The organism is Alkalihalobacillus alcalophilus ATCC 27647 = CGMCC 1.3604 (assembly GCF_000292245.2).
GTDB lineage: Bacteria > Bacillota > Bacilli > Bacillales > Bacillaceae_D > Alkalihalobacillus > Alkalihalobacillus alcalophilus.
Window position 1 is genome coordinate 1 of record NZ_ALPT02000024.1, and the last position, 13,648, is coordinate 13,648.

Below are 13,648 nucleotides of genomic sequence, written 5' to 3' on the forward strand. Positions count from 1 at the left end.
TTTTACGCCGAACTCTGCCTGGCTCGGCTCTTTCCTTCTCACCCCCTCCTCTTTTTACGCCGAACTCTGCCTGGCTCGGCTCTTTCCTTCTCACCCCTCCTCTTTTTACGCCGAACTACGCCTGGCTCGGCTCTTTCCTTCTCACCCCTCCTCTTTTTACGCCGAACTACGCCCTGCTTCGGCTTCTTCCTTCTCTCCCTTTCTATTTTTACGCCGAACTCAGCAAAACCCTACTTCCCCCAAAAAAACGTCCAAACACAACCCCCTCTAGAAAGAGCGTCAATGTTTGAACGTTTTAACCAATATCCATCTTCAATTAATTCTAATTTCTCTTACCTATCCAAAAATTTCCAGTTTGCTAGGAAGTCACTTTTCTCCGCTTTTGTATAAAATAGAGCGCTCCTCCACTCACCAAAAGAATCATACCTACTAATAGCCAAGTGTAAAAATTCGTGGCCGTTTGTGGCAACTTTCCTGAGTCGCTCCCATCTGTTTTACCGTTACTTTCATCCCCTGAAATCGTTCCGTTATTCGAACCACCAGTGCCTGGAGCTCCTCCATTTTCATGACCGTTATCGTCTCCATTTTCATCATCTTCAGGTTTTTGACCTTTATTTTCTTCACCATCATCTGAAGAATCATCTTCCTCTAAACACTGACTCGCTTCACCATTAACTAACATAACTGTCCCACCATCAGCCATTGCTGGAAGTTCCACAACAACCTTACCATCGACTACCGAATAAAGTTGGCATCCGTACAGATCGGTCACAGATTCAAACTCATCAGACGTAACCTCAACTTCAACTTCCACCGCTTCTTCATTCGTATTTAAGCCAATCACGATCGACTCATCACGATAAGCACGTTCAAATAATAAAAACCCTTCATCATCACTACCCGCAATCTGATTACGCACTCCTTTTGCGAATAACTGTGAGTTATCTTTTCGAATATTTAATAACGTTTGGTAATGAGCGAGTACTTCATTACCTTCCACTTCGTCCCATGCCATATCATAACGATTATCATAATAAGGGTAATTATCTAAACCAGATAATCCTAATTCTTCACCATAATAAATGACAGGCTGACCTTTTGCTGTGATTTGCAAGGCGGCTGCAATCATTAGTTTTCCTAAATCACCATCCACCGACTCTAAGAAACCAGCCTCATCATGACTACCTAAAAACTGACCTAGTGTTGCTTGATTGCTAAGCTTCGCATTACGTTCTTCCAATAAACTTTGAACACGCTCAAGTTGACCATTAGCAAAATCTCTTGCTAAATATTTAAACTCAAAGTCCAATAAGGAATCCATCATACCTGTTCCTAAATAACCGAAGTCTTCATTTTGTCCAGCACCCCAAGCTTCACCGATCATTTTAAATTCGGGCATTTCTTTCGTTAATTCATTTTTGAACGCCATCCAAGTTGTATCCTCTACATGCAGTACCGTATCAACTCGGAAATAATCAATTGTATTGCCATTTGGTGTTCTTGACTTCTCAATCCAATCGACTTGCCATTCAATAATTTGTTCTCTAACTTCTGGAACTTCTGTTAAAAAGTCTGGTAACCCAGCTAATTCTCCTTGAACCGTATCAGAACCACCTGCACGAAGCATTCCTGCAAAACGTTCACGGTCTTCATCTGTAGGGAAATAAGGAATATGGCTGTTTCCAGCATCCGATTCTTTTAAACCATAACCTGTATGATTTAAAACAACATCAAGCATAATTTTCATTCCACGTGCATGGGCTTCATCGATTAATTCATGGAAATCTTCCATTGTTCCAAAATGAGGGTTCAATTCCTCAAAATTGCTGGCCCAATAACCATGATAACCATAATAAGGTGTTTCTGGATCGTCATCATGTCTCACATCATACTGGATGTTTTCAACAATCGGATTCATCCAAATCGTATTAATTCCAAGCTCTTCTAAATAATCTAATTTTGCTGTTATTCCTTTAAAGTCTCCTCCTTGATAAGTCCCTCTTTTTTCTGTATCATAGCCAATTCCATAAGGATCATTATTTGTTTCGTCCCCATCGAAGAAACGATCAATTAAAAGAAAATAAATTTGAGCTTCATCCCAATCAAAATCTGACTCTCCGATAAATTGTCTCGTTTCAATCGTTAGCTCAGCTTCTCCTTGATGCGTATTACCAAATTGGTCTACTGCATAAATTGGGATCGATTTTACTCCTGCCGTTACAGTATGGTCAATCGCAATCGTTACTTCCATTAATTGTGGGTCAATAGCCACCTTTTCATTTCCACCAACACCACTTAAGTCTGCAAAAAGCTCTTGAAACTCAATGCCTTCTTCTGTTTCAATTTCCGTTTTTAAGACCGCATTTTGATTATAATTTATGGCTGCTGGCTCAAACTGTCCAAAAACCTCGACATCTGGAATATCATAATAAATGACTGATTTTCCATCGACCGTATTATAAGGATCCGATACTTCTCTTTCAACCCCATCAATCGTCACAAAAAAGCTATACTCATGATTTCCTGACTCAACACCCCGAAACGTATAAACAAAACGTTCATTATTTGCTTCATAGTCCATTGGATAACGATCGCCCATAAAATAAAGCTCTACCTGTTCGATTGTATCCATCATATTTTCATAATAAAGCTCTTTATCACGATAATAGAAAGTGACATTCCCATTCTCAATAATAGGGCCATTCACCTCTGGGACAATATCAAAAGGAACTTGACCACTAGTCACATATACTTTTGTAACCGGATCGTTTTGATTTAACTGAATAAAGCGGTCTGGTTCGACATCTTTAATCGCTGTATCCCAATCTTCACCCTTTCTTAACACAAAACCAACTTGTTCAGCCGCTGAACTAACGGCTATTTCCACATAAGCTTTTCCATCTTTTATATCAGTAAAATCAATTTGGTCATCTTGAGCTCCTGTTCCCCAAACCCAAATATTCCAATCATCATAGTCGTTATCCGAACGATCATAGTAAAAACGAATATGACGTTTAAGTTCATCTGCTTCATTTTCTAATGCAGCAATAGCTTCTGCTTCACTCCAATAAACGTTAGAACTCCCTTGAACGATCCATACTTCTGCACTTGATTGATCACTTGGAAAATCAATCACTCTTTCAGCATCTTGTGTTTCCCATTCTCCTAATCGAGGAATGACTTTTAAATGGTTATCAGGAAATTCAAACGTTCCTCTAGCAAAGTCATACTGTCCATTTACCGTATACGTTTCACTAAAATGATATCCCGATGGCTCTAATCCACCATCAAACATCCAAAGTTGCCAATTATTTAATTCATTATCTATCCGGTGGTAATTAATCGTATATTCATACATACCACCAATTATTTCCACATTTTTCTTAACCGATTCATTTCCTTTTGAAGCGATTAGTTCAAAGCTTTGTCCCACTAATGCTTCTGCTGAAATACTTAGCTCTGCCCCATGTAACTCAACACCCGCAACCGGTGTACTTAAAGTCCAATGAACACCGTCTGCTTCTGTCACCTCTCCATTCTCAGAAACTTCATTCGCTATTAAAGAATAATCATTATTTGGCTTCACTACATGCGGAACAGAATGTAAATGCATCCCCGCAATGATAAGCTGACTATTGCCATTCACAATTGGGTGGGGGTTTAATGGATCCTCCAGCCAATCTCCACCATTAACAATAAATTTATATTCATAAACACCAGCAGATAACCCCTCGACTAGCAAAGTCCAAAGCCCCGACTCATCTTTTTCTAATGGAAGAGCTCCGTCCTGCCAATCGGTAAAGCTCCCCGCCACTTGAACGGATTCTGCTCCCGCATTTTCATATTGAAAAAGGACCGTTTTATCCTCGTTAACAACTGGACTAACACTATGATCCGTGGCGTTGGCTGTTTGTTGTGGTATGTAACTAGCAAAAGCAGAAAATACCAAAATAATAGCCATTAGAAATGAAAAAATGGAACGACTACTCCTTACACTCATTTTACCTTCTCCTCTCATTGTCTCTTTTTTATATGGATGGGTTAAAAACCCTTCACCCTTAGCCCATGTGCAACCGTTTGCACAAATACAATTAAAAACCCTATTAATTAGGAAAAAGAAAAACAATACTTACTTTTAATGAAAACGATTTCATAACTTATCTTAAACTTACTATGTTTTTAGAATTTTTGCAAGGTTATTCTGAATATTTAACCAATCATTTTATTAACTTTGAATATATACAGCAAAAGACCATCTTAAAGGATGAACCTTTAAGACAGTCTTATTATATGCTATTAGGTTTCTACGCCCTCATCTCCAACGCTCGTTTATCACTTGTCATCCATTCATATTGACGAATTCGTACTTGAAATAATGTGAGTGGGTCACGATAGACTTCTGGCGCTGATTTAAGTGTACCAATCGCTTCATTATTTGATTCGATTTCACTTTCGGCGTCTTTAACTGCTCCATTTAAGACGTTAAATGGATGTTTAAAGAACATCTGGACATCACGTTGTAATCCTCTTTCGAACAACTCAAATTGCATTAAAAACTGAGTTGAAATGTGACGAGCTATCGGGGAAAAGTCCTCACTACTAAAGAACTTCATATACATTTTGTAAAGCATTGATTTGTTAGGTAGAGCACCAAATAGTTTACCAGAGCTTTTGAGCACTAATTGTGAGGGGCTCATACCATTAAAAATATTAATCGGTTCAATCGCTACTCCTGCTGACATTCGTTCAACATCACGATGCCAATCATCTAAAATCCGGAAATCCCCATCCATTTTAAAACGCTCATGTTGATACAACTTATTAAATCCATCCGCCATTTCCTTCAAATAAGATTGACTGCGGATAAAAGCAACATTTGAGGTTTCAAGCCATTTTTGGAACGCATTCGCAAATTTAGGCATAATCGTTCGATCCAAATAAGTTTGTATCTTATGGTTAATCTCTTCGTTTAACTGGCCTTGTAAAGCTTTGAAATCACTATCTTCTTTTATATAGCTTGAACATTCTCGAATAATTTCAGGAATCGCCTTTTCAATATCTTCTTTCATTTCTTTGCGGATATTTTGATAAGAATCTTTTATTAATGCACTTTCTTCTTTTTCAAGATCATTTAACTGATGAACAGCCGCCTTTAATTTCTCTACCATCTCTTCATTCCATGTAACCGAGTGAAGATGTTCCTTTTCCATTTCAGTCCGTTGTTCAAATAAATATTTAATCGTTTCACGAATGAAGTAAAGGATCTTTTCATTTCTTTGTTTTTCAAGAAGTTCTACATCTGTTATCGTCAAGAAAAAGTCAGCTACATTACGTGTATCCGTCTGTGGAGTAAAGGAATGTAATTGCGCATTTGGGAAGTAGTATTTCACACGTGATTTCGTTTCCGTGAGAATACGCTCCTCCTCAAATTCACTATAAATCCCATCCATTTTATTAAAGATAAAGTGAAGCGGCATTTCTGGGAATTGTGATTTTAGTTTTAATAAAAATTCACGCTCATGATCAGTGAAGGGGTGATTGCCATTCAAAACAAAGACAAAACAATCTGCTACAGGTAAATATGGAAGCCATTGCTGATTATTTTCTTCATTTCTCGAGGCCACTGGCGTATCAATTAAGACAAGTTCACTCTCAGATAAAAACGTACTCGGCCATTTTACTTCTAGCATAGAAAACGCTTCATGATTATCTTCACTTTCCATAGTGAAGACTTCTTCTGTTTCACTTACTTCTTCATCGATTTTATCCTTCTCTTCATCAATTTCGATGATCTCTTCATCTCCATCCTTTAAAAAAGATAAAAGAGGAATGCTGTTCAGGAATATTTGTTTCCCCAACGACATCATCTAAAAAGGACTTTTTCGCACCAACAGAAGCTCCTGCAATTAACACATGCTTTTTGTCAAAATCAAGTAATTGTTGCATTAGCCATCTTAGTCTTTGCCCAACTTCAAGCTCATGTTTTTGAGCCCAATTAGAAATCTCTTGGAAAAGCATCAAACTACTTTCCAACGAATCCGATTGCACAGGTAGACTTTCCATTTTTTCTTTTGCTTGATACATAATCGCTTCTTCAAGCTGGCCAGGGAATAACTCATTCCATGCTAATATGGCCGTTGTACTTAATAAATCATTGGCTTTTTTAGACAACTCAAACCAATTTCTCATATGTACCGGGATAATAGATTCAATTTCTCTAATAAAATACGTTCCACTTATTAACTCAAAATACGTTTCCTCATACTTTTTTGATAAAAGTGGCCAATTTTTTTCACTACGCTCCTCATATTTTGCAAATGAGTCGTTAAATTCAACGAGCCAATCGAAATACAATTCCTCACCTTGGTAACTGGACCAAAAGATCGTGACCAATTGCTCATATTTTCTTTGGTCTAATGCAGCAAGTTTAGTTAATAAGTTCATAAAATAAGCAGGGCTTGTCGTAGTCGTTAAATCTTGCTTCACGTAATCAGATACTTTATCAAACCATTGCATAGATTCCGTTCTAATCGCTTCATTTACCGCCAGTTCGATAGCTGAACTATAATCACGGTATTGCTCAAAAAAGGCACGGGCAATCTCGGTTACATTTGGGTAATCTGGATTTAACTCAACAGCCTCCTTAATAATTTTCGCGGCATCATCCAACTTTTCCTCTTCCATATGAATAGAAAAAAGCTGTAGATATACTTCTGTTTTTAACATCTCATCAGTACTTTTGATCGATTGATACATCTTTTTCGCTTCTTTTATTAAACCTTGTGCATCATAAGCATCCGCGATATTTTTTTGAGCCCAAGGAACTTTTTCCCCAGTAACCTTCTCCCATTTAAAAATCGCTGTCTCATAATCTTTATGATGAAAATAAAGCTCCCCTTGTCCAAAACGAATGTCATCAACTGTTACTTCACTCGTTTCATCCAGTTCCAAAGTTAATTCTGCTAGTTGCTGAAGTTCAGGTTTATTTGTTGCTGATTTCACTAATTGTTTATATAAATGTTTATTAATTAAATTTTTATCCATTCGATTCAATCCCTTTCCCACACTTGACTTTTTTGAAGTTGATTAAGTCTATTCCCACAGTCGGCTTTTCTTAATCTTAGTTACAAGTTCAAGTACTCTTTCATCCTAACAGTAGTCCATTTTAAACAATATGTATATCCTACTATGGTGCGATTGTAACAGATTTAAATGTGTCGTTCTTTGCAGTTATGTTTCAATTTATCTACAAATAGTAAAAAACAAAGACAGACTTTGACAAATTTCAATAAAGAAAAAGGAAAGGTCGATAAGAGTGTGGCTAATCCATCCAATTTTCACTGTCCAACTCTCACTTTCCTAGCACATCCCATTCGAAAAAAAGAAAAACACTCAGTATAACGGGACTACCCTCTCTTTAAAAAAGGTTAATTCCTTACCGAATGTTTTTTCATTCATTTTCTCTTTTCTTTTCGAACTTATAATTCATCTGGTAAATAATGAACATAGATCTCTATCATATCCCGATGTGTTTGTAGGACCTTCATTGTTTTGGGATGAGGTTTCGAATAAATCGTTTTATAATCAATTTCACCAATAGCTGGACGAACCTTAAAAGCTAATTTCTCTTCATCCAAGGAAAATTTCGCATCAATACCTTCCTTATTTCCTCTCGCATCTAAACGAATCCACTTTTGTTCTGGCTCGATATACACAGCATTTAAAGCATGAATACAAAAACCTTCTTCAGGTGTATCAAATAACGTCAGTCTTTGATAGCAAAAGCCAGTTGGAATGCCTTCTCTCCTTAAAATCGCTGCTAATAGATTTGATTTTGCATAACAAATCCCCATGCCGTGTTCCAATACTTCCGATGCTTTCCTCGTCACCTTTTGACTTTGAATATCCCAAGAATGCGAGATTTGATCACGGACATAATGAAAAGCCTTCTCTACTTTCTCAACCTCTGTCAGCTTACGATTAAATAATTGTTCATTTATTTTTTTATTAAAGGGTTCTTGAAGTTTACTTCATTCAATTCAACTGTGTAGTCCACTAAATTCGACGATTGTTGCCTTAACTGCACGACAGTGGCCTCCTTACCTGATCGTAAAATAATCCTGAACTTCATATGTCTCAAAGCCACATTGTTCATATAACTTTTTCGCATTTACGTTCAATCCATCTACTTCAAGGAAGATATCAAGATTCTGTTGTATACCTTCTTGAACGACTTTAATTAACGCTTCTTTTCCATAACCCTTTCCCTGCTCTTCTGGAAAAATCGCAAATCCGTAAATCCAACGTTCTTTTTCGTGCTGGCTCACTCTCATTTTACCAATTTTACGCCCTTCTACTTCTATTAGATACAGTTTGTTATCTTTATCAGTCAAAAGCTTTTCATTATATTTAAGTGCTTCCTCTTTACTAAATTGAAAACAGGATACGTCTAGAGAGGCTAATAAATCAAAGTCCTCTTCAGTTGCTTCTACTAAAGTAATCGACTCAGATGTTATGCTTAATTTTGTGTCTGTATTAAATTTCATCTGTCTCTCGGAAAAAGCTAACGGCAACTGTTGAGAGTGAATCCACGCTTTAGCAGAGTCTGATAAAGCAGGAGTATTGATAAACACCTTTATATCATTCTTTAATTCTAGCTTAGCTTCCTCTAATAATCTTGTAAAAATCCCCTGTGCCCGATAGGCTGGATCAACCATGCCACAAATTTCAGCTTTATTGCCAAAACGATAAATCGCTAAATAACCAACTAGTTGTTCATCCTCATATTGGAAAAAGTCCTCTTTACAGGAATCAGCACGAGATTCAAGCAATTCCCAATTTAATTTAAGCCGGATATTCTCATAGTTTTCACAACGGTTTTGTAGTTTTTTTATCTCTTGAAGCTGTTCTCTTGTCAGCATATACATTCCCCTTTGATAAAAACGTTTTATTTAATTATATCATTTTTCTGAAAATAATCACTCTATCAGCTAACAAAATACGGAAAAGCTCTTAGTTTTACTTATTCTTTTTTGACATTTTTATAATTACATAACTCAACTTTCGCATCGAGAAAATCCGTTCAACTAGTTGGCAGAGCAAAAGGGAAGCTCTTAAACAAATGCCCTTGACACGTTTAAAAAGCGAGAACGCACTATCGCACCAAACGGATAAACTGTGCATCAAGAAAAAATAGACAATGTACAATGCACTTCGGCTGTCGCTCCCAAAACCATACTCCGCTAGATAATGGAATCGAATCTAGGTTCAGTTTTCTCATTGAACAAAAAAACAGTTATTCCTTCAACGTACATGAGCTTGAGAATGATTTTTCTCCTTCCATGACTCATTACGTTACAGTTGTAAACAAATCCGTGTTGATGCTCTGTACATTAGCTAGATGATCGAGCTTGTTTATCCTGTCTTTTGATGACTACAGACTTAGGAAAAAATAGGTGGCAACGACCTATTTAGTTCCATAACCAACAAAGTGAAGAAGAAGGTCCTTCTGCGTTAGAAATAGCTGATTGAGGATGGCCATATCATCAAGCCTCTCCACGACACTTAGCGGACAAAACCATACGGAGACTCCCGCGGGAATAAACCGTGGAGCGAGACCCCGCAAGGCTTGCCGAGGAGGCTCGCAAGGTTCCCGCAGGACGCGGAGTATGGTTTTGGTAGCGACAGCCGAAGTGCTTCTTTTAGTGAACAGTTTTCTTCAACTGCCTACTAAGAAAGAAATGTGTTCAGACTGTCAACGATTAAACCGTTCATGTAAAGTCAATTTGAGTCTTGTATCGCCCTAAAGTCAATCTCTATCGACGGTTAAGGGGCAATTATACGCTGCGGAAGTTGAGTTACATAACAATAATATCTACACGATTATCCCGCCATTAACACAATATTCAAGCCTAAGATAAGATTCTTTTGAAAAAAACTTGCGCCTCCCGTTACGTTAGGGGCTATGATAAAGGAACAGAATACCACTATGAAATACGCATGTTAAAGGAGCAGATAAATTATGGAAGAAAAAGAAACAGTCCCCCCTTCAATTAAACCGAAAGAGTTTTGGGTTTTACTAAAAAAATATCGTCCAGCACTTTGGGTCATCCTCCTAGCTCTTTTGTTCGGCTTAGGTGAAACCGCAATGGCTTTACTCGTTCCGTTATTAACGATGAATTTAGTCGATGTTTTAGCAGAAGCTAGCTTCTCATGGCAATCGATTTCGACTTTAGTTATCGTATTTATTTTACAAGCGATTATGTCTGGGTTTTCCATTTATTTAATGTACTATGTTGGACAAAAGATGGTCGCTGGTTTGAGAAATGATTTATGGAATCACATTTTACAGTTAAAGATTCCTTTTTTTGATAAAAATACATCTGGTGAAACGATGAGTCGGATGACAAACGATACGAATATCATCAAAGACTTTATTACGATGCAAGTCATTCCCTTTATTTCTGGCATTGCTTCCATCATTGGTGCGATGATTTTATTATTTATTATCGATTGGAAAATGACTTTATTAATGCTCATATCGGTTCCACTAGCCTATTTAATCATCATGCCACTTGGCTCAAAAATGCTCAAAATATCACGGGCTTTACAAAATGAAACGGCTGGTTTCCAAGGAGATTTAGGTAGAGTCCTTTCTGATATTCGTTTAGTCAAAGCTTCAAATAGTGAAATAATGGAAGAAGATATGGGGAAAAACCGAATTTCTCATTTATATCGTTATGGCATGCGTGAAGCAAAAATTCAAGCCTTTGTTTCACCAGCCATGATGTCAGTTATGATGCTCGTGCTTGTTTTAGTTATTGGCTATGGTGGTGTTCGGGTTGCCTCGGGATCTCTAACTTCAGGAGAACTAGTTGCGATCATTTTGTATTTATTCCAAGTTGTGATTCCTTTTACGACATTAGCGGTCTTTTTTACCCAATATCAAAAGGCTTTAGGGGCAACCGAACGAATTCAGGAAATTTTTCACGAACACAAGGAACCTTATACCCAAAAAGAAACGAATCAAAAAAATGTGTTCAAAAAAGCAGATGAGGTTATGTCTCTCTCGACCAATGGGGCATCTTTACATTTTCAGCAAGTCCATTTTTCTTATCAAAAGGACAAACCGATTTTACAAAACCTTTCGTTTATAGCTGAAGCTGGGAAAATTACGGCCTTTGTCGGTCCAAGTGGTACAGGTAAAACAACCATTTTCTCTTTAATCGAACGGTTTTATGAACCTAATTCGGGTCACATTGTCTATGGAAAAGATGAAATAAAAGAATTAGATTTACAAGCGTGGCGTCAAAAGATTGCCTACGTTTCTCAAGAAAGTCCGATGATGAACGGAACGATTTATGATAACTTAAAATATGGATTATCAGAAGCTAGTGATGAAGCGATAGCAACAGCGATTGAACAAGCCAACCTAACTAGCTTTATTGACTCATTGCCACAAGGATTACAAACTCATGTTGGGGAAAGAGGCGTCAAACTATCCGGAGGACAAAAGCAACGATTAGCGATCGCTCGTGCCATATTAAGAGATCCTGAAATTCTCTTATTAGATGAAGCTACTGCTCATCTTGATAGCGCTTCGGAAAAGCTCGTACAGGATGCCTTGAATGAATTAATGCAAGGTCGAACAACCTTGGTAATCGCCCACCGCCTTTCAACCGTCAGACATGCTGACCAAATTATCGTCATTGAAAAAGGGAGTGCGAGCGGAAACGGAAGCCATAATGAGTTAATGGAGAGCCATGATTTCTATCAACAACTCGTACAACAACAATTAAACTAAGAAGCATTAAAGCCATTATATCAGTGTTTCTGCTGACATAATGGCTTTTTAAATTATGGATTATATAGTGTGATTCAAAGCTTACTCCCCTAAATCAACGTTATGATAAACTTGCTTAACGTCCTCTAAATCATCTAATACATCAATTAACTTTTCAAATTGCATTTGAGTATCTTCCGCAAGCTCGACTTCATTTTGCGGCAACATCGTTAATTCGGCAATGGTAAAGTCTGTTACACCATCGGCTTTTAACGCTTCTTGGACAGAATGGAACATCTCTGGATCGGCATAAATAATAACTGTGTCATCTTCTTCTAAAATGTCACGAACTTCTACATCCGCCTCCATCAGAAGCTCTAATACATCATCAGCTGTTTTGCCCTCAATCCCAATTACCGCGGTTGCATCGAACATATAGGCAACGGAGCCACTGACACCCATATTTCCACCGTTTTTTGTAAATGCAGAACGAACCTCTGCTGCCGTACGATTTACATTATTTGTTAACGCATCAACAATAACCATTGATCCATTAGGTCCAAAACCTTCATATCTTAACTCATCATAACTTTCTTCAGAGCCACCTTTAGCCTTTTCTAGGGCACGATCGACAATATGTTTAGGCACACTGTACGTCTTGGCACGCTCTAATACTACTTTAAGAGCACGATTCGATTCAGGATCCGGTTCACCTTGTTTCGCCGCAACATAAATTTCACGTCCGAACTTAGCGTTAACACGACTCGTACTCGCATCCTTTGAAGCCTTTTTTCTCCTTAATATTATTCCATTTACGTCCCATCTAAAAACACTCACTTTCAATTAAAATAAGTCCAGCCAAATAGTTCAATTAGTTCATAACATCATCTATTATACTCCGATTATCTTAACTTTTCACCTATATGATAGATCGCTGTATGGTGAGGTCGTCGCCATACTTGTTTAGGCAGCGTTCCTCACTCTAATTTACACACCATCCCCGACCATACATTCAAACCTTCCTCATACTCTCTTTTCTCTCACCAACATACGATAAATCCCATACATCACTATAAATAACACTAACGCCACAAGCTGTAAGACAAAAATATAATAGGGCCATGGTCCAAACCAATCAAACGGTGAAGGTCCTGGCGGTTTTCGCATTAAATACATATAGTTTCCATTAACTAGTAAGTTCACAACAAAAACAAGCGCAGCATAAGCATTCAACCACAACCAATTAGGAAAAACGGACCGGAAAGTTACTTTATATTTTTTCACCGCTATCATATAAACAACAGATACAATGACAAAAGCATGTGACAGAAAAAAGTGAAAATAGCGATAATGAGGAAAATCATAACCACCTATATCAGGAGTTATTAGCGTTAAAGTTGCACTACCAACACCTGCAAAAAATGTAAACTCAAAGAGGCGTTGTTTACCAAAAACAAGCATTAAAACAGCGGTTATTAACGTTACACTGCTTAAGTGAAGAGGGAGTGCATAAGTTATCGACCATTCTCGATGGAGCAACAACCAAAAATGGTAAGAAACTTCTAAACCTACTAATAAAATCACTAAACTATAGCGTAATCCTTTTTCGATTTGTGGAAAACCACTAACTGTTCTGGCCTTCAAAACAATCGCTAAACAGATTAATATAAGTAAAATAAAGATAAATAAATGCGAAAGGCCAAATAATTCAAAGATTGGACCTTCATTTTGATAAGAAAACCAAGACATTTTATTCCCCCTTTTATAGCGCCTCAAACAGGTTCATAGTAGCTCCTTTTTAACCTGCCCTTACATCGCCGTTTATTTCATTATAATTCATTCTCCTTCTAGAACATGCCTTATTAA

General features: G+C 37.5%; 7 protein-coding genes and 2 pseudogenes. 2 read left to right on the forward strand and 7 right to left on the reverse strand.

Features of this window, described 5'->3' with window-relative positions; translation table 11 throughout:
* Positions 1-290 (forward strand): hypothetical protein (locus BALCAV_RS22755; protein WP_235213094.1); only part of this gene is annotated, 290 nt, incomplete at its 5' end.
* Positions 291-358: 68 nt separating this feature from the next.
* Here BALCAV_RS22755 and BALCAV_RS08300 read toward each other — a convergent pair.
* The 5 genes and pseudogenes from BALCAV_RS08300 to BALCAV_RS08315 all read right to left on the reverse strand — a co-directional run bounded on the left by BALCAV_RS08300 (position 359) and on the right by BALCAV_RS08315 (position 8,921).
* Positions 359-4,000: an alpha-amylase family glycosyl hydrolase gene (locus BALCAV_RS08300; protein ID WP_004427748.1), complete on the reverse strand. Its 3,642-nt coding sequence runs from the start codon at positions 3,998-4,000 to the stop codon at positions 359-361.
* Between the two features lie 304 nt (positions 4,001-4,304).
* Complete coding sequence (locus BALCAV_RS21120; protein WP_160173394.1) at positions 4,305-5,858, reverse strand: P-loop NTPase family protein; 1,554 nt, start codon at positions 5,856-5,858, stop codon at positions 4,305-4,307.
* On the reverse strand, positions 5,797-7,044 hold the full coding sequence (locus tag BALCAV_RS21125) for a tetratricopeptide repeat protein (RefSeq protein WP_052044356.1): 1,248 nt from the start codon (positions 7,042-7,044) through the stop codon (positions 5,797-5,799). Before BALCAV_RS21125 ends, BALCAV_RS21120 begins: the two co-directional genes overlap by 62 nt.
* A 434-nt stretch (positions 7,045-7,478) precedes the next feature.
* Positions 7,479-8,086, reverse strand: a pseudogene (locus BALCAV_RS08310) (transglutaminase-like domain-containing protein).
* A 13-nt stretch (positions 8,087-8,099) separates the two neighbouring features.
* Positions 8,100-8,921 carry a GNAT family N-acetyltransferase gene (locus BALCAV_RS08315; protein ID WP_004427741.1) on the reverse strand — a complete coding sequence of 274 codons (822 nt, stop codon included), beginning with the start codon at positions 8,919-8,921 and terminating at the stop codon, positions 8,100-8,102.
* 1,100 nt (positions 8,922-10,021) lie between these two features.
* On the opposite strand from BALCAV_RS08315, the gene BALCAV_RS08320 reads away from it, so the two are divergent.
* Positions 10,022-11,803: an ABC transporter ATP-binding protein gene (locus BALCAV_RS08320; RefSeq protein WP_004426929.1), complete on the forward strand. Its 1,782-nt coding sequence runs from the start codon at positions 10,022-10,024 to the stop codon at positions 11,801-11,803.
* A gap of 81 nt (positions 11,804-11,884) precedes the next feature.
* Here the strand turns inward: BALCAV_RS08320 and BALCAV_RS08325 are convergent.
* A pseudogene (locus tag BALCAV_RS08325) lies at positions 11,885-12,605 on the reverse strand (YebC/PmpR family DNA-binding transcriptional regulator).
* Positions 12,606-12,805: 200 nt separating this feature from the next.
* The gene (locus tag BALCAV_RS08330; protein WP_004426925.1) at positions 12,806-13,531 is read right to left on the reverse strand and encodes a YwaF family protein; all 726 of its coding nucleotides are present in this window, start codon (positions 13,529-13,531) and stop codon (positions 12,806-12,808) included.
* Positions 13,532-13,648: the final 117 nt, after the last annotated feature.